Below are 19,186 nucleotides of genomic sequence, written 5' to 3'. Positions count from 1 at the left end.
GAATGAGTAGCAGATGTCTCCCTGTTTCAGAAAGCTGGTGGTTGATGCAAACCAGTACAAAGGCAGTTTGTGAATTACCTCCTGGAGCTTTCCTTGTGAACGGACTAGTAGCAAGGAACGGATAGAAACCGTTATGAAATGAAGTGAAAAGCTTTTTTATCGAGCTTTTAATTAGGGTGGTACCGCGAGATTGTAATCACGTCCCTTTCAATTTGAAAGGGACTTTTTTTATTGCCATTAAAAAGAGAAAGGAAAGAAAAAGATGAACATTTTAAAAGACTTAGAATTTAGAGGTCTGCTTAATCAGGTTACAGATCGTGAAGGATTAGAAAAAGAACTTGAGAGCGGGAAAGTTAAACTTTACTGCGGGTTTGACCCTACAGCGGATAGTCTTCATATTGGTAACTTACTGCCCATTCTTACATTAAGAAGATTTCAAGAAGCGGGGCATCAGCCATTTGCTCTAGTTGGCGGCGGAACGGGGCTGATCGGTGATCCAAGTGGAAGACAAACAGAACGAACATTAAACGAAGCTGAAATCGTTGTTCAATGGACAGAAAAGATCAAAAACCAGCTTTCTCGACTTCTTGATTTCGAAAGAGAAGGTAATCCCGCAAAAACAGTGAATAACTATGATTGGCTTAGCGAATTGACTATGATCGAATTCTTGCGAGATGTAGGGAAGAACTTTTCTATTAACTACATGCTTGCAAAAGAGTCTGTAGATTCACGTTTAGAGGGAGGTATTTCCTTTACGGAGTTTTCATACATGATCCTGCAATCCTATGACTTCTTAAACCTTTACCAAAAAGAAGGTCTTAAGCTGCAGATCGGTGGAAGCGACCAATGGGGGAACATTACTGCCGGAATGGAATTAATCAGAAAATCGGGTGAAGAAGAAAAGGCTTATGGACTAACGATTCCTTTGATTACGAAAGCCGATGGTGCGAAGTTTGGGAAAACAGCTTCAGGTACAATTTGGTTAGATGCTGAAAAAACGACACCTTATGAGTTCTACCAATTCTGGGTGAATGCTGCTGATGCTGACGTTATTAACTGGCTGAAATACTTTACATTCTTATCTCAGGATCAAATTGCAGAACTTGAAAAATCGTTAGCTCAAGCTCCTGAAAAGCGTGAAGCACAAAAAGCATTGGCACGTGAAGTAACCATCCTTGTACATGGGGAAGAAGCTTACCATCAAGCAGTAAAAATTACCGAAGCATTATTCAGCGGCAATCTTAGTGAACTCACTGCAAGTGAAATCGAACAAGGATTTAAAGATGTTCCATCGTTTACTGTAGAGAACCAGGATGATATGAATATCGTAGATCTATTAGTGGAAGCAAAAATTTCTCCATCTAAACGTCAAGCAAGAGAAGACGTAACGAACGGTGCTATTTCTGTAAACGGTGAAAAGGTACAAGAGACCTCTTACACAATCGATGCGAAAGACAGAATTGAAAATCGTTTTGTCATCATTAGAAGAGGGAAGAAGAAGTACACATTAATCAGATACTAAAACTAATAGGAAGAACCCTTATCCATTAGGGTTCTTCTCTATATACAAAAGAGGATGTGCAGCTATGAAAAGAATTCAACTGGAAGAAGATCTTTCTTTCTCACAGATCATTCATGGTCATTGGCGATTAGCTGAATGGAATCTATCATCAGAAGAATTACTGTATCTTATGGAGCAATGTATCGACGCAGGAATTACGACATTTGATCATGCAGATATTTATGGGAACTATATGTGTGAAGAAATCTTCGGACAAGCACTTGCATTAAAACCATCGTTAAGAAAAGAGATGCAGATCGTTACAAAATGTGGCATCAAACTAGTATCGGAAAACAGACCGCAACATAACATAAAGTCCTATGACACAAGCAAAGAACATATCCTCTCTTCGGCTGAAAATTCTTTGCAAAAGATGAATACCGATTATATCGATGTGCTTTTAATTCACCGCCCAGATCCTTTTATGGATCCATACGAAACAGCTGAAGCTTTTCATCAATTAAAGGAAGAAGGAAAAGTAAGACACTTTGGGGTTTCTAACTTTACCCCGCGCCAGATGGAGATGCTGCAGCGAGAATTCAACGGTCCTTTAGTAACTAACCAGATCGAATTATCCGTGCTTCATGAACAGCCATTCTTTGACGGCACGATACATTATCTCCAAAAAGAATACATTAAACCAATGGCTTGGTCCCCATTAGCTGGCGGTAAGCTCTTTAAAGAACAAGATGAAAAAAGCTTGAGAGCAAGAAACGTTCTTGAAAAAGTAGCGGGAGAAATAGGTACAGCATCCATTGATGAAGTAGCTTATGCATGGCTTTTGGCTCATCCGGCAGGAGTAATGCCAATCGTAGGCTCGGGTAAAATGAATCGGATTCAATCAGCGATTAATGCTGCAAATATAACGCTAACTCGTGAACAATGGTTTGAAATTCTTCAGGAGTGCATGGGAAAAGACGTAGATTGAAAAAATTAAACCCTCTTAACTATTGATTGTTAGTTAAGAGGGTTTTTATTAAGGAACTGTTCATTAAAAAAGAAAAACCCTGAAACCAATAAAGGGGATCAGGGTTTTTAATCTCTTAACGAGAGTAGTATTCAACGATAAGTTGTTCTGTGATCTCAGCTGGAAGTTCAGAACGCTCTGGTAAGCGAGTGAAAGTACCTTCCAATTTGTTTTCGTCAAACGTTAAGAAGTCAGGTACGAAGTTGTTTACTTCGATCGCTTCTTTAATAGCTGTAAGGTTGCGTGACTTTTCACGAACACCGATTACATCTCCAGCAGATACACGGTAAGAAGCGATATCAACACGCTTTCCGTTTACTGTGATGTGACCGTGGTTTACTAATTGACGAGCAGCACGACGAGTGCGAGCAAGACCAAGGCGGTAAACAACGTTGTCTAAACGAGCTTCTAATAGAGCCATGAAGTTCTCACCATGGATACCAGGCATCTTACCAGCATCATTGAAAATGCGGCGGAATTGACGCTCATTTACACCATACATAAAACGAAGCTTTTGCTTCTCTTGTAGTTGTAAACCATATTCAGAGATTTTCTTACGTTGAGTAGGACCATGTTGTCCTGGAGCGTAAGGACGCTTAGATAATTCTTTTCCAGTTCCGCTTAGAGAAATTCCAAGACGACGGGAAACTTTCCATGTTGAACCTGTATAACGAGCCATGAATGACTCCTCCTTCACTTGTTTGTTTTGTGTTAAAACAATACAGTGACTATGACCTTTTCAAGAGCTTATTTTGTATAAAAAACACTTTCACTCCAGCAGCCATGAAGCTACACGGTGTTCCCTGATATAAAACCAAGGTACAAAATAATAACTATTGATGGGCATAGTGCTACTTATTTTACACAAAGAACAGTATATCCTTTTTTTGTCCCTTGTGTCAACCAAGCTTTTATAATCACAAAAATTAAAGAGGACAATTTGTAAAAAAGTCTTAAATCATATATGATAATGAGTAAGAAAGCGCTTACATTTTAAAACGTTCCTAAAAGGAGAAGTCAAATGGATACAAAACGCTTTGAAACGGAAGTTATTCATAAAGGTTATAATGCTTTGCAACACAACGGAAGTTTGTCTCCACCCATATTTCAGACGTCTACGTTTGTTTTTGATACGGCTGAAACAGGAGCGAGCCGCTTTGCAGGTGAGCAAGAAGGGTACATTTATTCAAGGCTAAGCAACCCTACTGTCGCGATGCTTGAAGAACGCATAGCATCCATGGAAAAAGGGGAGAAAGGCCTTGCTTTTGGATCCGGTATGGCTGCTGTTTCAGCCATTTTACTTGGACTTACGAGAACGGGTGATCATATCCTTTGTTCAGAAGGCGTGTATGGCTGCACGTTTGGTTTGTTGCAGTTAATGAAAGAAAAATATCATATCACTCATGATTTTCACTCCATGGAAAACGAAGATTCTTTGCGAGCAGCTATTACCGATCATACAACTGTCATTTATATAGAATCTCCAATCAATCCAACAATGAAGCTTGTGGATTTAGAGATGGTGGCTAGGGTCGCAAAAGAGTATAGAATACCTGTTGTTGTGGACAATACATTTTCTTCGCCATATTTACAGCGTCCGCTTGAATTAGGCTGTGATGTTGTCATCCATAGCGCGACGAAGTATTTATGCGGCCATGGTGATGTTATTGGCGGGTTGGCAGTAGGAACAAATGAACTTATGAGCCAGCTTGCCATGACCACGCAAAAAGATATTGGGGGTATCATGTCTCCCTTTGATGCATGGCTACTATTGCGAGGTATAAAAACGCTGCCTGTTCGAATGGACCGTCATTGTGACAACGCAAAAAAACTTGCTGAATTGATTAAGGAGCATCCGGCTGTTGAGAAAATTCTTTTCCCTGGTGATCCTGATTTTGCTCAGTACGAACTCGCGAATAGACAGATGAAAGATACAGGCGGTCTGATCAGCTTTGAGATTAAGGGCGATAAAGCTGCTGCACAATCTTTTATGAATGCCTTAAAGTTAATAAAAATCGCTGTTAGCCTTGGTGATGCAGAAACATTGATTCAACACCCAGCAACCATGACACATGCAGTAGTACCTGAAGAGAATAGAATGCAAATGGGGATTACCGATCAACTTCTTCGCTTATCCGTTGGATTAGAAGCGTGGGAAGATATCTGGGGAGACCTGAAAAAGGCATTAGATAGCCTATAAGAAGGGGCAGACATCAGTCTGCCCCTTCCTTTTCTTGTTTAAAGATATTGAAGCAGAATGTTTGAGAATTTCTCTAAATTCTCTCGATCCACTTCATCGAATCTATTTTTTTCAGGACTGTCGATATCTAAAACGCCTAAAAGTTTCCCGTTTTTCACAAGGGGAACGACAATTTCAGATTGAGAAGCCGCATCACATGCGATGTGTCCAGGGAATTCGTGTACATCTTTAACGACAAGTGTTTCTTGGTTATGGGCAGAAGTACCGCAGACTCCTCTTCCTAAAGGGATCCTTACACAAGCCGGAAGCCCTTGAAAAGGTCCTAAAACAAGCTGATCCGATTCTTCTTCGAACGTGTAGAAACCAACCCAGTTTACTCGATCTAAGAATTGATTCAATAAAGCGGATGCATTAGCTAAATTTGCTGTTGCATTTGTTTCACCTTCAAGAAGAGCAGATAACTGTTTGCATAAAAGGTCATATGCTTTATTTCTGTCTGTACTATATTGTTGAACGGAAAACATCACGATTCCTCCAAACCTGATAAATTGTTTACTCTATCCTATCAAATTATGTTGAACTATACACCCTAAAGCCCTTATTTGTCGAGCGATTATTAAAGGTTTATGTCTTCCATCCAAGAATTTTATACTATATGGAAGGAAGGTGAAAAAAATGAAGAGGGATCCAGCAGAAACGAAGCTTAAAATTGCTGAAGCTGCCATTTATCTTTTTACAAGCCAAGGATTTAAAGGAACAACAGTAAGACAGATCGCAAAAAAGGCAGGGGTGAACCTGGCGCTTATCTCCTACCACTTCGGCGGCAAAAAAGGATTGCTTGAAGAACTGATTACTTCATTTTTTGAAGGATATATCAGAAGAATTGAGATCGTCTATCATACTTCGAGCGCTTCATCGGTTAAAGGCAGTTTTATTGAACTTGTTGAGACACTATTGATTTACCAGCAAAAGAATCTCCCACTTGCCCGTTTTGTTTATCGGGAAATGACGCTCGATTCCACACTGGTTCGAGAGCTCATGTCGACATACCTTTTAAAAGAAAAGTATTTCTTGCAAACGATGTTTGAGAAAGGTATGAAGAAAAAAGAGTTCCGGAGACAGCCCGTAGATTTGTTAACGATTCAATTTAAAGATATGATGATGCTCCCTTTCTTACATCCTTTGTATTTAGCTGAAGTTTATCAAATTTCGGCAGAAACAGAGACCTTTATTAAACCGTATAAAAAGTGGATGATTAGTTGGTTTGATAAATGCGTTTGTCAAAACGAAAGAAAGAAACCCCTGTTTTCTGCTGTTCAAGCACCCTTATTTGGCACCATCCAAGAGAAGTGGGGAAGTTAATTTTGCATATGGTTCAATCTGTTCAAATCCTTGACCGAGTCCCTTAGCGCTATGGGCATCCGACCCGTAAACGAGAGGGATTTTTCTTTTTTGTGCTTCTTTAATAATCCAGCTTGGAGGATAGGGCTCACCACAATAAGGTTTAACCACTCCGGCGCTGTTATAGTCTAAAGACATTCCACGTTGTGAAATCTTATGAAGAATATGATCTATATCCTCTTCGATACTAAAATCTGCAGAGAAAAGCTTCTGAAACTTTTTCGCTAGCGTAATATGACCGATTCGTAGCGGCTGAACGTTTATAAACGGATAATCAATCGATTTTTCAACGGCAGTGAAATACTGTTTATAAACAGAAGCTAAAGTTCCGGATCTTTTGATCATCTCTTCAAAAACATTTTCATCATAATCCATGCAATAATACTTTCCTTCGATATTTAAAAAGTGCACAGAAAGTATCGCATCGTCCAGCTCCGGTCCTACTTCGCGAAGCAACTGTTCCGTCTCCCATTCATATCCTTCAATAAAATCAATTTCCAGGCCTGTTTGAATCGTAATGAATTTTTCATACGTCTTCTTTACATCCCGAATCTTTTGGAAATAGGAATTCAGATCTGCATACTGCATGGAGCTATCTTTAGCAGGAGCAGGATCTTCAAAGTTTTTAGGCAACGGGGCATGTTCTGTAAAGGAAAGACCTTTTATTCCAAGAGCAATTGCTCTTTCAATATATTTTTCGAATGAGTCATCAGATCCATGCGGACAAAATGGCGTATGAACGTGTCCATCATAATACAATCTTTTTCCTCCTCCTTTCGACAATATATTCATTTATTTGGAAAAAAATTATCAGATTATGCAATTTTTTTTACGTCAAATGTGTGTTTACATGTTATCATAAAAGCATTAAACTTCAATTTTATAAATAGAAAAACGATTCTTATGAAAAAAGAAATTATTAATACATAATACCGAGAATGTAAGAAATAGAACAGTAGAAGGGGTGCCTCCAATGATATACATAGTCATTGCCATAGTAACATTCCTAGCATTAATCCTTTATGGTACCATGTCACGCCGAAGAATATATAAAGAAATCGACCGCTTGGAAGCATGGAAAATGCAAATTATGAACCGTCCTTTAACGGAAGAGATTTCAAAAGTAAAGGGACTGGCGATGATTGGAGAAACGGAAGAAAAATTTGAAATGTGGCGTCAGGAATGGGATGAGATGGTTACGACACACCTTCCAAATCTCGAAGAAGATCTTTTTGATGCAGAAGAGTATACGGACAAATACCGTTTTAAGAAAGCTCGCACCATTTTGACCAAAGTAAATAACCTACTTGACAGCATGGATAACAGAATGAAAGAAATAACTTCTGAAATCAATGAATTGGTAACGAGTGAAGAACTAAACAGGGAAGAAATCGTTGAAGCAAAAGAAAAACTTCAGGAAACAAAAAAGTACTATTTAACACATATTCGTTCGCTTGGACAAACTGCCACGTATTTTGATAAAGAACTAGATGAAATCAAATCATTGTTTGAACAGTTTGAATCACTTACTGTACAAGGCAGTCATCTTGAAGCGAGACAAAAACTTGTTGAAAGTTTAAACCGAATTTCGGAGTGCAAGACCAAGATGCAAGGGGTGCCAGAGTTACTTGTTGCTTTGCAATCAGATATCCCCGTATCTTTAAAAGAACTTAGTGCAGGTTTTGTTGAAATGGAACAACAAGGGTATGTACTGCATCACATAGGGATTGAAAAAGAGATTGCCTCTTTAAAAGAATTAAATGAAACGGCTCTGAATAAAGTGTTTGAATTGGAGCTCGAGTCTGCTCAAAAGGATATGGATGAGCTGACACACAAAATGGATCAGCTATATGAAATGCTTGAAAATGAAGTACATTCAAAACAGTTTGTTTTGAAAGAACTAGAGGTATTTTCGAATAATATACAAGACCTGGAGGAACGCATTCAAAATCTTAAAGCGGAAACAGAAATTGTGTCCTCCACATACTTGATCGAACAGAATGAAGCGGACATGCAAAAGAAAATTGAAAAGCTTTTCCACAAGCTGCATAGTCGATTCATGATTATTGAAGAATCCATAGATGAGAAAAGAGAGTCATTTTCAGTTATACGTGAAATGATGGAAGAGATGCGCAAACAAATGGAAGAACTGCAACGTTCTCAAAAAGTGTATGAAGAGATGCTTCATAATCTTAGAAAAGATGAATTAGAGACAAAGCAGAGCCTGAAAGAATTAAGAAGAAAGCTTTTAGAAGCAAGAAGAATGGTTCAAAAAAGCAATCTTCCTGGTCTTCCAGAACATTATTTAATTACGATTGGAAAAGCAGAAGAATACATCATCGAAGTCTCGAAAAAGTTAGATGAAAAACCTTTAGAAATGTCGGATGTCTCTTATGTACTTAATAAGGCTCATGAGGCTGTAAACGAAGGATATGAAGAAACCTCTCAAATGATCGAGAATGCCTTTCTTGCAGAAAAGCTGATTCAATATGGAAACCGATTTAGAAGTTCCTATCAATCCGTTTCGATCAGACTGATTGAGGCTGAAATTGCATTCAGAAATTATCAGTATGATGACGCACTTCAGATTGCTGCTTCTGCGATCGAAAGTGTTCAGCCGGGTATACTAAAAGAAATGGAAATCAATATGAAATCTCATGTATAAGAACTGTCAGGATCATTTTCCTGCAGTTTTTTTACTGTGGGTAAAGAGTGAATTTTACCTTCTTGCAAAGACTATTGATTAGACTTGTATAGATGCCACGGAATTTGAATTATGTTATGATATTGTAATGATTTAGGGACGGTATGTTTTTTATTGGAGGATTGGAACAATGATTTATTTTGATAATAGTGCTACAACAAAGCCATATAAGGAAGTGCTTGATACGTTTATTACGGTTTCCCAAAAATATTTTGCTAATCCATCTTCTCTTCATTCAAAAGGAGGAGAAGCGGAGAATCTGCTTACAGCTGCGAGAAAATCTATCGCTGGTTTATTAGATGTAGATCCCTCTGAAATTGTTTTCACCTCAGGTGGTACGGAAGGAAACAATATTGCGATAAAAGGGATAGCTTTTCAGCATCAAAACCGTGGAAAACATGTCATTACTACAGCAGTAGAACATCCATCCTCTTATGAATCTTTTCAATACTTAGAAACACAAGGCTTCGACATAACCTATTTGCCAGTAGATGAAGCAGGTTTGGTTTCAATAGAAGACTTAAAAAAGGCAATACGCCCAGAAACGATATTGGTTTCGATGCTTCATGTCAATAATGAGACTGGAACGATTCAGCCCATAAAAGAAATTGGTGAAGTAGTAAAGGAACATAAAAAGATTTTTTTTCATGTCGATAATGTGCAAGGAATTGCGAAGGTACCACTTCCGTTGAAAGAATGGGGAATCGACCTTTGTACCATCTCTGCACATAAGGTACACGGTTTGAAAGGAACCGGTTTGCTATATGTAAAAAATGGTGTAACACTGTCTGCACTATTTACTGGCGGGGAACAAGAACATCGGAAGCGCGCTGGAACGGAGAACGTAGCTGGAATTGCTTCAATGGCAAAAGCTTTACGTTTAACGATGGATGCGATGCGCACAAAAAAAGAAAAGTTATTAGAAGTAAAGCAAACATTTTTTGAAGGCTTGAAAAAAATAGAGGGTGTAACACTCAATACACCAGAGAAACATTCAGCTCCTCATATAATTAATTTTTCCGTTGAAGGCATTAAGCCAGAAGTACTTATACACTCGCTGGATAAAAGAGATATATACGTTTCTACACGATCGGCATGTTCTTCTAAACAAGGAGGAGCTAGCAGGGTACTGCTGGAGATGGGCCATGGAGAAAAACGTGCCTCTACAGCTATACGGATTAGTACATCGTATGACAACACAGTAGATGAGGCCAAAACAACGCTAAACGTATTAGAAGAAGAGATTTCAAATATTAAAAAGGTAATGAGGTAATATAGATGCTTAATGATCATTTAGTTGTACGTTATGGAGAATTATCTCTAAAAGGGAAAAACAGAAGACACTTCGAATCTCAATTATTTATTACTGTAAAAAGAAAGCTGCGCCAATACGACAAGCTGAAAATAGCAAAATTATTTGACCGAATCGTTGTTGAATTAAACGGTGAGCCACATGAGCCGATTATAAAAGCACTTCAGGACATCTTTGGTATTCATTCCATAAGCCTAGCACTTCGAGCTGAAAATGATATAGAAGAGATCCAAAAAGCAGCTTTACGTGCTCTTAAAGAAGCAATGGTGGAAAAAGGAACTTTTAAAGTAACAGGAAAGCGTTCATTAAAGTCATTTCCCGTAAACTCGATGCAGCTTAACCAAGAAGTAGGGGGCTATCTGTTAAAGCATACCGATGGTCTTACCGTTGATGTTCATCATCCTGATGTAAACGTAAAAGTAGAAGTTAAAGATACAGGGACTTATATAAGCTGCCAGACTTATGAGGGCGCTGGCGGATTGCCGATAGGAGTTGGCGGGAAAGCAATGCTCATGCTTTCTGGCGGGATAGACAGTCCTGTGGCAGGCTATCTAACCATGAAGCGCGGTGTACGTATAGAAGGTGTTCATTTTCACAGTCCTCCATTTACAAGCGAACGTGCTAAACAAAAAGTGGTAGATCTAACTCAAGAGTTGACACGTTACAGCGGAGGAAAGATTAAGCTTCATATCGTTCCTTTTACAACGATTCAGCAAACGATTAAAGACAAAATTCCTGCAAGCTATAGCATGACGATCATGAGACGTGTCATGTTGAGAATAACAGAAAAGCTTGCTGAAAATAACCATGCCATGGCAATCGCAAACGGGGAGAATCTGGGACAGGTTGCAAGTCAAACGATGCACAGCATGTATGCGATTAACGAAGTAACAAACATGCCGATCCTGCGCCCTGTGATCACAATGGACAAACAAGAAATCATGAATATCTCCCATAAAATAGGGACTTATGATATCTCAATCCGCCCATATGAAGATTGTTGTACGATCTTCTTACCGTCTGCTCCTAAAACAAAGCCAAAACGCGATAAAGCGATTTGGTTTGAAAAAAATATTGAAAATCTTGAAGAACTAGTTGAAGAAGCCGTTCAAAATGTGGAAACCATCATCCTTGAAGAAGGCAAGACAACGGAAGAATCGTTTGAAGATCTGTTCTAATAAAGGCCTGCACAGTTGATTGTGCAGGCTTTTTTATATAGAGCTTTTTTTTATACAGAGAGATCACGAATTGCTTCAAGAAAAAACGTTAAAAATAACTTCTACGAAAAGGGACAAAACCTTGTGAAATGGCAATACTCACAACAATTTCCAAGAATTGAAACGGTCATTTCTTCACACATTATTAGTACAAAGGAGGTGAAACAAAATGGCAAACCAAAGCAACCAATTAGTAGTGCCAGGTGCACAACAAGCTGTTGACCAAATGAAATATGAAATCGCTTCTGAATTCGGTGTAAACCTTGGACCAGATTCAACTTCTCGTGCTAACGGATCTGTAGGTGGAGAAATCACTAAGCGTCTAGTAGCTCAAGCTCTAGGTGGATTCCAAAAATAAATAGTAAATGGCTAATGGAGCGGGTAATTCCCGCTCCTTTTTGGTTTGTCTTCATCTACTGACCAAATTTTAAAAATTTTCTAAAATATATTATAATGTTAAGTGTAGTCAACCAAAGAGGGTATACGAAAGGGTGGATGTTGAAATGAATTTAACAGCTCCAAGTATCTATAATTTAACAGAAGAGATTGAAAAATATGCAGAGAACCCGGAAAGATCAGCTTTAATCTGGATGAATGAAGATAATGAAAGACACACCATCACTTATAAAAAATTAATGGAGCGATCAAACCAAATTGCAAATTCACTTGAGGAATTGGGTTTAGTTAAGGGGGATCGAGTCCTCGTTATCATGCCGCGGTTAATCGAAACTTATGCTGTATATATCGCATGCTTAAAAGCAGGGATCACCGTTATCCCGTGTTCTGAGATGCTTAGAGCAAAAGATCTGAGCTATCGGGTTCAGCATAGTGAAGCGAAAGCCATCATTGCTGATCATCATTTTACTGATCAGGTAGATGAGATAAAAGATTCTCTTCCAACTCTTACATATAAGATAAGTGCCAATGGTGACACCGAAAATTGGTTAAGTTTACAGGCGATCACAGAGAATGTAAGTGTTACTTTTAAGTCACCTGAAACTTCAAAAGATGATATGGCATTCCTATCCTATACATCAGGAACAACCGGACAACCTAAAGGAGTAGTTCATACACATGGATGGGCATATGCACATATCCGAACAGCAGCTAAAAACTGGTTAAATATTTTTGAAAGTGATAAAGTGTGGGCAACCGCAGGACCTGGATGGCAAAAATGGATCTGGAGTCCATTCTTATCCACTTTGGGTACTGGTGCCACAGGATTTGTGTATCAAGGTAAATTTGATCCTCAAAAATATTTAACGCTGTTACAGAATGAACAGGTTTCTGTATTATGCTGTACCCCGACGGAATACCGATTAATGGCGAAAGTAGACAATCTGGAACAGTATCGTTTACCGCAGTTAAGAAGTGCTGTATCCGCAGGTGAACCTTTAAACAGAGAAGTAATGGATACATTCGATAAGCACTTTCAGGTTAAAGTCCGTGATGGATATGGCCAAACGGAAAATACTTTACTGGTTGGTACTATGGAAGGGATGGAAATCAAACCTGGTTCTATGGGAAAACCAACACCAGGAAACGATGTAGAAATCATTGATGAAAATGGTGTTCCAGTAAAGGCTGGTGAAGTAGGAGATATTGCCGTCCACAAAAATTGTCCAGCCCTTTTTAAAGAGTATTACAAAGATCAAGATCGAACGTTAATGGCGTTTAGAGGAGATTATTACGTTACAGGAGATAAAGCAAAAAAAGATGAAGATGGGTATTTTTGGTTCGAAGGAAGAGGAGATGACATCATCATTTCATCAGGGTATACGATCGGCCCGTTTGAAGTAGAGGATGCCCTTGTCAAACATCCAGCAGTTAAAGAGTGTGCTGTTGTAGCAAGTCCTGATGAAGTAAGAGGACACATTGTAAAAGCATTTGTAGTATTAAGAGATGAATCTGCGAGTAAGGAAGCTCTAACACCAGAATTGCAGGAACATGTAAAAAAACTGACAGCACCATATAAATATCCACGCTTAATTGAGTATGTGAGCGATCTTCCAAAAACGACTTCAGGAAAGATTCGGCGTATTGAGCTTCGTCAATTAGAAGCATCGAAAATGAGATAAGCTTTATGAAAAGCAGACTCTTGTCTGCTTTTTATTGTGAACGTTATTATAGGAATGTAAATGTACAAAGGTGGGAGTATAGTGGGTACTTTGTTTCACAACGGAACGATATACACGATGGCCAGTGAAGGTGATCAATGTGATGCGGTATATGTAGAAGGAGGGAAAATTGTACAAACAGGAACAAAAAATGAGCTTCAAGTCTTATATAGCAGAGGGATCACCAATACTGTTGATTTAGAAGGAAATGTGATGTTTCCGGGTTTTGTAGACAGTCATCTCCATCTTATCGGCCATGGTGAAAAGCTGATTAGATTAGACCTATCGAAGATGACTTCTGCAGAAGAAATGGAGAAAGCGCTTAAAGAAAAAGCTCAGACGTTAGAAAAAGATGAATGGCTGCTTGGCGAGGGATGGAACGAGAACAATTTTATTGATCGGAAAATATTTCACAAGCTCGAATTGGATGCCATTGCAGAGGGACGGCCCGTTTTATTATCAAGAGTATGCAGGCATGCCTTCTTAGCGAATTCAAAAGCTCTTGAACTCGCAGGTATTACAAGTGAAACACCTGACCCAGCAGGCGGCATAATAAAGAGGGATGCGGACGGCGAACCGACTGGTTTATTGCATGACAGTGCGGCTGAGCTCGTAAAAAAAGTAGTGCCAGAAGTTTCCCAGGAGTATTTGAACAAAGCATTAAAAACCTCGGTCGAGAATCTGCTCTCGTTAGGTTTAACTGGAGGTCATACGGAGGATCTTAGTTATTATGGATATGTGGAACGACCACTAAAAGCTTACAAAAACGTCTTTGCAGAGCATGGGACAAGATTTAAGGCTCATCTACTTGTTCATCATGAAGCGCTTGATGATTTTAAGAAGGTCAAAAAAGATTATCAGCTGCCACATGTAGAGTATGGTGCTATGAAAATATTTGGGGATGGAGCATTTGGAGGACGAACAGCATGGCTTTCTCATCCTTATAATGATGCTCCCGAAACCTCAGGTGTTTACATTCATGAAGATGATGCACTATTAAACCTGATTCAAAAGGCACGGAAAGAAAACATGAATATTGCGGTTCATACAATTGGTGATATGGCTTTACTGAAAACAATCGAAGCCATAAAGAAATGTCCGCCTCTTGATGGCAGAGACCGCTTAATCCACGCAGGATTAGTCTCCGAGCATTTAATCGAAGAGATGAAAAACATGTCTGTAAGTTTAGATGTACAGCCAGGTTTTGTGGCCTCCGATTTTCCATGGCTGATCGAACGTCTTGGTACAGAACGAATTCCATATGCTTATGCTTTTAGAACATTATTGGATGAAGGAATTGTATGTGCGGGAGGATCAGATGCTCCAATAGAACCCGTTGATCCATTGCTAGGTATTCATGCAGCTGTTTCCCGAAGAAAACCTGGTGAAGATCATGAAGGATATGTTCCGGAACAAAAGCTTACTAGGCATGAAGCGATTGGTCTTTACACATATGGGAGTGCGGCAGCTATCAGTCAAGAACATCAAAGAGGATATATTAAAGCAGGATATGCCGCAGATTTTACGGTTTATGACCGAGACCTGTTTACGGTGCCTGTAGATGATATCTTAAATGCAGATGTAATGTACACGGTGGTAGACGGAGAGATCGCATTCAGCAAATAGCCGAAAATACAACCTTAATCAATCACTTTCATAAACGACATATGAATACCAAAATAGTCTTCCATTGAAAAAAGCAGGTTCCCGTCGAGGAACCTGCTTTTTTACTGTAACTAATGCGTTTAGTACCCTACAAAAAGCTTCTTTTCACTTTATGCCAGAAGGAATTATCTTTTAGTTTAACCGTTTTGATTCTTTTCTCTGTCAGTTCAAAACTAAGGCTGTCACAATGTTTTATACTCATTGCTTCGTTATCCATTCCGATAATCGGGTAATGGCTGTTGTGGTGTTTAATCTTTAAAGTCATTTTTCGGTTATCACTCAAAATAAATGATGAACCGAGAGTACGATAATTATTATTGTTTAAAGAAGCGAGCTCGCTGATCTGATAACAAGGCAGCATAGGATCAACGACAGCTCCGTTTACTGATTTATTATACGCCGTACTACCTGTAGGAGTGGAAATGATCAAACCGTCTCCACGGAAAGTTTCGAAATAAAGATCATCAATAAAAACATCGATTTCGAGTGTTCGAATAATAGAGGATCGAAGTGAACATTCATTCAAGCAGTAGAAAGATCCTTGTCCATCGATTGTTACGGAAAGTGCCGGATATCTGCGAACTTCAATCTGTTCATTCTTCATGGCTTCTATCATGCCTACTTCATCGTCAATATGAAAATCACAATAAAATTCTGAATCCAATGTACTTACACCAACGTATAAACAATCTTCCCTAAACCCGGTTTTTCGTACCGCTTGCAAGAATGAACCGTCTCCACCTAAACTTGCAATAATATTGGCTTCTTTTTCATCTTCCACAACGTTAAATCCTTCTCTTACCGCTAACGACTTCAAATTTTCCACTTTTTTGAGAATGGACTCTTCTCTTTTATAGTAAAAGAATATGTTATTTCTTTCTGGCATTCTCCATTCCTCCTTTAACTATTGTCCAGATTCCTATTCCATTGTATCAAACATTCGTGACACGTTTAGATTAAAAGTCACTTGCCTATAATGAAAAAACAGAAGGGAAGAGCTTATATGGAATGGATCTTGATTATTTTAGGCATTTTATTATTCATATTTATTATTTTGATGTTCTCAACGCTGAATATCACACTTCATTTAGTCCATCGTAACGATAACAATGATATACAGATCACGATACGTATGTATCGAATTATTAAATACAAATTGCATATACCGCTTGTCCAAATTGATGCAGAAGACCATTCATTCAAAGTAAGAGAAGAAGAGAAAAAGACGATTGGAAAGAATAAAGAAAAGAAAAAGAAGATTACCTTCAAAAAATTAAAACAACAATATGAAACGTTCAAGGAGATATTCAAACATGTTCATCAGCTATATCTTATACTTGCGGGATTCTTAAAAAAGATAAAAATCTCACAGTTTGAATGGCATAGTGCCATCGGTCTCGGCGAAGCCTCATCATCAGCGGTTGCTGCTGGTACAGTATGGGGAATCAAAGGAGTTGTCTTGCAATTAATCAATACCTTTTTTCGTTTGAAAGGAAACCCATCCATTTCTGTAGCTCCCGTTTTTCAAGGGATGCATAGTGAAACAAGGCTTTCTTGTATGCTTTCTTTTAAAATCGGGCATGCTATTGTCGTTATGTTAAAAATATTAAAGTCTTGGCGTCATTCAAGACGTTCATCTCATGTGAATTCTGAATATATGACTGGAGGAGTGTAAGAATGAGTGAACATCCAATCCAGGGTTTAATGAAAACCGCTATGGAAAATCTTAAAGAAATGATTGATGTTAATACAATCATCGGTGATCCCGTCGAAACTCCTGACGGCAGTGTCATCCTTACTGTTTCGAAAGTGGGGTTTGGATTTGCGGCTGGAGGAAGTGAATTCGGTAATAAGCAAGAATCTAAACAATCTTCACAAGGTTCTCAACAAGGTTCTTCGGACGGTGCAAAAGAAATGCCGTTTGGTGGAGGAAGTGGTGGAGGAGTTTCAATCACTCCAATCGCATTCCTAGTAGTAAGCAATACAGGAATAAAGACTATCCACTTGGACAACAGCACGCATCTATACGAAAGAATTTTAGATTTAGCTCCTGGTGTGATTGATAAACTGCAACATTTAATGAATAAAAATAAGCAGCAGAGTTCTACAAACACACAAACAAATGAGTTTTAAACAAAGCTAACGTCTTGTTAGCTTTTTCTTCTGTGATGATTTAAGATAAATAGGGAAGTACATAATTTAAAGGAGGAGTTATCGATCATGAGCGTAACATTTAAAGATAAACCAGTCACTTTATTAGGAACTCAGGTAAAAGAAGGGGATCAAGCTCCAGATTTTAAAGTTTTGGCAAATGACTTGTCAGAAGTTACTTTAGCAGATTCAAAAGGCAGTGTAAGACTAATTGCAGCGGTCCCTTCCGTTGACACAGGTGTCTGTGACGCAGAAGTACGCCGTTTTAATGAAGAAGCATCAAAACTTGATAATGTTAAAGTATTAACAATCTCTGTAGATTTGCCTTTTGCACAGAAAAGATGGTGTGCTGCAGCAGGAATTGAAAATGTCCAAACATTATCTGATCACCGTGATCTTTCGTTTGGAAAAGCTTATGGGGTTGCGATTGAAGAGCTTCGTCTTCTTGCACGATCAGTATTCGTTATAGATAGCTCGGACAAGGTTACATATGTTGAATATGTAGATGAAGTAACAAGTCATCCGAATTATGAAGCTGCTATTGAAGCGGCTAAAGCTGCAAAATAAACAAGTCAGTCATCTCCGGTGCACCGTTTGTGCCGGAGGTTTTTTTGTCAGGGAATGTATATATCGCTTTCGATTACAGTCTCTAAACCTATAGATTGTGTATCATGCACTTCATTTGTTAAAATGTTTCCTGTGCAAACATAGGAGGACCGGTAATGAGTACTTTTAAAGATGTAGAAAAAATGTTTATCGTAATGGACAACTCAACAACTAAGATTAAGGACAAACTTGAACTTACTTATCTAGATGCTCTTGTTGAAACAGGGGAAAATCTTTTCTTTCAAGAGATTCCTAAAGAATATCCAAAAGAGCTGATCAATGATTTAACAGAAGAATACAAAAAAGTGAACCTCACTGAATTTGGCAAGGAAGAATTGCGAAAGGCATTTCAGCTGGCTGTTTTAAAAGGAATGAAAGAAGCGGTTCAGCCACATCATGCGATGACTCCCGATGCTGTTGCTTTATTCACGGGATATCTTGTACAAAAATTTATTAAAAAAGCGGAACAAATTACGCTCTTAGATCCTGTAACAGGTTCTGGCAACCTTTTAACTGCTGTATTAAACCAGCTTAAAGAAAAACAATGTGATGTGTTTGGTGTTGAAGTTGATGAAACACTATTGCGTTTAGCTTGGGTTAATGCAAATATTCAAAAACATAGCGTAGAGCTCTTCCATCAAGATGTGATTAAACCTCTTTATGCTGATCCTGTAGATGTGGTTGTAGCTGATCTTCCGGTAGGGTACTACCCTGATGACGAGACGGCTAAAGGATTTAAAGTCGGTGAGAAGGACGGCCACACATTCGCACACCATCTTATCATGGAGCAATCCGTGAATCACCTTAAGGATACGGGGATTGGGGTCTATATCGTTCCGAACAATCTATTTGAAAGTGAACAAGCTGATTTACTCAAGAACTGGATGAAAGACACCGTAACGGTTTTAGGATTGTTTCAACTTCCTGAATCACTGTTTAAATCAAAGGTTCATGAAAAAAGTATCCTTATTCTTCAGAAAAACGGTGAAGGAGCTATTAAACCTAAACAAGCTATGCTGGCTCAGCTTCCTTCCTTTTCAAATAAAACAGGACTTGCAAAAGTGATGGAACAAATAAATGAGTGGTTTAAAACAGAATGGGAACGTGAAAAATAACAGCGTGGGATAACCTATGCTGTTTTTTTAATGAATCTGCAAACGCATTCAAATCTGAATTGCATGAATATAGTGTGTAAGCGTTTAACATCCTTGATTATAAAGAAGGTCAATGTTTAAATAAGGAAGGATTATTATAAGTATGAGTTAGAAGTGTGCACCAGAGCGCT

The 19,186-nt window shown here is 38.6% G+C and carries 18 protein-coding genes and 1 other annotated feature (1 of these 19 only partly in view); of the genes, 14 read left to right on the top strand and 4 right to left on the bottom strand.

All coding sequences use genetic code 11. The features are described from left to right. Positions 1–209, top strand: a binding site (T-box leader); it begins 16 nt to the left of the window's first position. Positions 210–262: 53 nt separating this feature from the next. Both tyrS and M3206_RS05180 read left to right on the top strand, forming a co-directional pair. Then, entirely contained in the window at positions 263–1,522 is a 1,260-nt protein-coding gene (gene tyrS / locus M3206_RS05185) for a tyrosine--tRNA ligase (RefSeq protein WP_251311427.1), read from the top strand. Positions 1,523–1,586: 64 nt separating this feature from the next. Further along, entirely contained in the window at positions 1,587–2,489 is a 903-nt protein-coding gene (locus M3206_RS05180; protein WP_251311426.1) for an aldo/keto reductase, read from the top strand. A gap of 115 nt (positions 2,490–2,604) precedes the next feature. Here the strand turns inward: M3206_RS05180 and rpsD are convergent, their stop codons facing one another. Next, on the bottom strand, positions 2,605–3,207 hold the full coding sequence (gene rpsD, locus M3206_RS05175) for a 30S ribosomal protein S4 (RefSeq protein ID WP_251311425.1): 603 nt from the start codon (positions 3,205–3,207) through the stop codon (positions 2,605–2,607). Between the two features lie 342 nt (positions 3,208–3,549). Here rpsD and megL point away from each other — a divergent pair, with 342 nt between their 5' ends. Beyond that, positions 3,550–4,728, top strand: a complete 1,179-nt coding sequence (megL, locus tag M3206_RS05170; protein ID WP_251311424.1) for a methionine gamma-lyase — start codon at positions 3,550–3,552, stop codon at positions 4,726–4,728. Positions 4,729–4,766: 38 nt separating this feature from the next. Here megL and M3206_RS05165 read toward each other — a convergent pair whose 3' ends face one another. Beyond that, complete coding sequence (locus tag M3206_RS05165; protein ID WP_251311423.1) at positions 4,767–5,252, bottom strand: GAF domain-containing protein; 486 nt, start codon at positions 5,250–5,252, stop codon at positions 4,767–4,769. Between the two features lie 151 nt (positions 5,253–5,403). On the opposite strand from M3206_RS05165, the gene refZ reads away from it, so the two are divergent. Next, positions 5,404–6,090, top strand: a complete 687-nt coding sequence (gene refZ / locus M3206_RS05160; protein ID WP_251311422.1) for a forespore capture DNA-binding protein RefZ — start codon at positions 5,404–5,406, stop codon at positions 6,088–6,090. Here refZ and hisJ read toward each other — a convergent pair. Next, positions 6,055–6,888, bottom strand: a complete 834-nt coding sequence (hisJ, locus tag M3206_RS05155; protein ID WP_251311421.1) for a histidinol-phosphatase HisJ — start codon at positions 6,886–6,888, stop codon at positions 6,055–6,057. The two genes, refZ and hisJ, sit on opposite strands and share 36 nt — an antisense overlap. A gap of 214 nt (positions 6,889–7,102) precedes the next feature. Between hisJ and ezrA the strand changes: the two genes are divergently transcribed. The 6 genes from ezrA (at position 7,103) to M3206_RS05125 (ending at position 15,105) form a co-directional block, all read left to right on the top strand. Continuing rightward, the gene (ezrA, locus tag M3206_RS05150; protein ID WP_251311420.1) at positions 7,103–8,794 is read left to right on the top strand and encodes a septation ring formation regulator EzrA; all 1,692 of its coding nucleotides are present in this window, start codon (positions 7,103–7,105) and stop codon (positions 8,792–8,794) included. Between the two features lie 169 nt (positions 8,795–8,963). Continuing rightward, positions 8,964–10,106: a cysteine desulfurase family protein gene (locus M3206_RS05145; RefSeq protein ID WP_251311419.1), complete on the top strand. Its 1,143-nt coding sequence runs from the start codon at positions 8,964–8,966 to the stop codon at positions 10,104–10,106. 5 nt (positions 10,107–10,111) lie between these two features. Next, positions 10,112–11,323 carry a tRNA uracil 4-sulfurtransferase ThiI gene (gene thiI / locus M3206_RS05140; RefSeq protein ID WP_251311418.1) on the top strand — a complete coding sequence of 404 codons (1,212 nt, stop codon included), beginning with the start codon at positions 10,112–10,114 and terminating at the stop codon, positions 11,321–11,323. Between the two features lie 208 nt (positions 11,324–11,531). Beyond that, entirely contained in the window at positions 11,532–11,720 is a 189-nt protein-coding gene (locus M3206_RS05135; protein ID WP_251311417.1) for an alpha/beta-type small acid-soluble spore protein, read from the top strand. A 145-nt stretch (positions 11,721–11,865) separates the two neighbouring features. Next, positions 11,866–13,440 carry an acyl-CoA synthetase MbcS gene (mbcS, locus tag M3206_RS05130; RefSeq protein WP_251311416.1) on the top strand — a complete coding sequence of 525 codons (1,575 nt, stop codon included), beginning with the start codon at positions 11,866–11,868 and terminating at the stop codon, positions 13,438–13,440. An 81-nt stretch (positions 13,441–13,521) separates the two neighbouring features. Then, positions 13,522–15,105 carry an amidohydrolase gene (locus M3206_RS05125; RefSeq protein ID WP_251311415.1) on the top strand — a complete coding sequence of 528 codons (1,584 nt, stop codon included), beginning with the start codon at positions 13,522–13,524 and terminating at the stop codon, positions 15,103–15,105. Positions 15,106–15,232: 127 nt separating this feature from the next. On the opposite strand, the gene M3206_RS05120 is transcribed toward M3206_RS05125, so the two are convergent. Further along, positions 15,233–16,030, bottom strand: a complete 798-nt coding sequence (locus M3206_RS05120) for an NAD kinase (protein WP_251311414.1) — start codon at positions 16,028–16,030, stop codon at positions 15,233–15,235. A gap of 117 nt (positions 16,031–16,147) precedes the next feature. On the opposite strand from M3206_RS05120, the gene M3206_RS05115 reads away from it, so the two are divergent. From M3206_RS05115 to M3206_RS05100, 4 genes are all read left to right on the top strand, one after another. Beyond that, on the top strand, positions 16,148–16,819 hold the full coding sequence (locus M3206_RS05115; protein WP_251311413.1) for a DUF2953 domain-containing protein: 672 nt from the start codon (positions 16,148–16,150) through the stop codon (positions 16,817–16,819). A gap of 2 nt (positions 16,820–16,821) precedes the next feature. Further along, positions 16,822–17,277, top strand: coding sequence for a GerW family sporulation protein (ytfJ, locus tag M3206_RS05110; protein WP_251311412.1), 456 nt, complete (start codon positions 16,822–16,824; stop codon positions 17,275–17,277). An 84-nt stretch (positions 17,278–17,361) separates the two neighbouring features. Further along, positions 17,362–17,862: a thiol peroxidase gene (gene tpx, locus M3206_RS05105; RefSeq protein ID WP_251311513.1), complete on the top strand. Its 501-nt coding sequence runs from the start codon at positions 17,362–17,364 to the stop codon at positions 17,860–17,862. A 155-nt stretch (positions 17,863–18,017) separates the two neighbouring features. Continuing rightward, positions 18,018–19,016, top strand: a complete 999-nt coding sequence (locus M3206_RS05100; protein WP_251311411.1) for a class I SAM-dependent methyltransferase — start codon at positions 18,018–18,020, stop codon at positions 19,014–19,016. Positions 19,017–19,186: the final 170 nt, after the last annotated feature.

The organism is Fictibacillus phosphorivorans (assembly GCF_023715845.1).
In the GTDB taxonomy this organism is placed as follows: Bacteria; Bacillota; Bacilli; order Bacillales; family Fictibacillaceae; genus Fictibacillus; species Fictibacillus phosphorivorans_D.
This window is presented reverse-complemented; position numbering and strand designations above follow the sequence as displayed.

What these genes read in the sequence shown, in the direction of transcription:
- mbcS (WP_251311416.1), top strand. Translation starts at nt 11,866, where the DNA reads ATGAATTTAACAGCTCCAAGTATCTATAATTTAACAGAAGAGATTGAA.
- megL (WP_251311424.1), top strand. Translation starts at nt 3,550, where the DNA reads ATGGATACAAAACGCTTTGAAACGGAAGTTATTCATAAAGGTTATAAT.
- tyrS (WP_251311427.1), top strand. Translation starts at nt 263, where the DNA reads ATGAACATTTTAAAAGACTTAGAATTTAGAGGTCTGCTTAATCAGGTT.
- M3206_RS05145 (WP_251311419.1), top strand. Translation starts at nt 8,964, where the DNA reads ATGATTTATTTTGATAATAGTGCTACAACAAAGCCATATAAGGAAGTG.
- M3206_RS05180 (WP_251311426.1), top strand. Translation starts at nt 1,587, where the DNA reads ATGAAAAGAATTCAACTGGAAGAAGATCTTTCTTTCTCACAGATCATT.
- ezrA (WP_251311420.1), top strand. Translation starts at nt 7,103, where the DNA reads ATGATATACATAGTCATTGCCATAGTAACATTCCTAGCATTAATCCTT.
- M3206_RS05135 (WP_251311417.1), top strand. Translation starts at nt 11,532, where the DNA reads ATGGCAAACCAAAGCAACCAATTAGTAGTGCCAGGTGCACAACAAGCT.
- M3206_RS05120 (WP_251311414.1), bottom strand. Translation starts at nt 16,030, where the DNA reads ATGCCAGAAAGAAATAACATATTCTTTTACTATAAAAGAGAAGAGTCC.
- refZ (WP_251311422.1), top strand. Translation starts at nt 5,404, where the DNA reads ATGAAGAGGGATCCAGCAGAAACGAAGCTTAAAATTGCTGAAGCTGCC.
- ytfJ (WP_251311412.1), top strand. Translation starts at nt 16,822, where the DNA reads ATGAGTGAACATCCAATCCAGGGTTTAATGAAAACCGCTATGGAAAAT.
- M3206_RS05115 (WP_251311413.1), top strand. Translation starts at nt 16,148, where the DNA reads ATGGAATGGATCTTGATTATTTTAGGCATTTTATTATTCATATTTATT.
- M3206_RS05165 (WP_251311423.1), bottom strand. Translation starts at nt 5,252, where the DNA reads ATGTTTTCCGTTCAACAATATAGTACAGACAGAAATAAAGCATATGAC.
- thiI (WP_251311418.1), top strand. Translation starts at nt 10,112, where the DNA reads ATGCTTAATGATCATTTAGTTGTACGTTATGGAGAATTATCTCTAAAA.
- M3206_RS05100 (WP_251311411.1), top strand. Translation starts at nt 18,018, where the DNA reads ATGAGTACTTTTAAAGATGTAGAAAAAATGTTTATCGTAATGGACAAC.
- rpsD (WP_251311425.1), bottom strand. Translation starts at nt 3,207, where the DNA reads ATGGCTCGTTATACAGGTTCAACATGGAAAGTTTCCCGTCGTCTTGGA.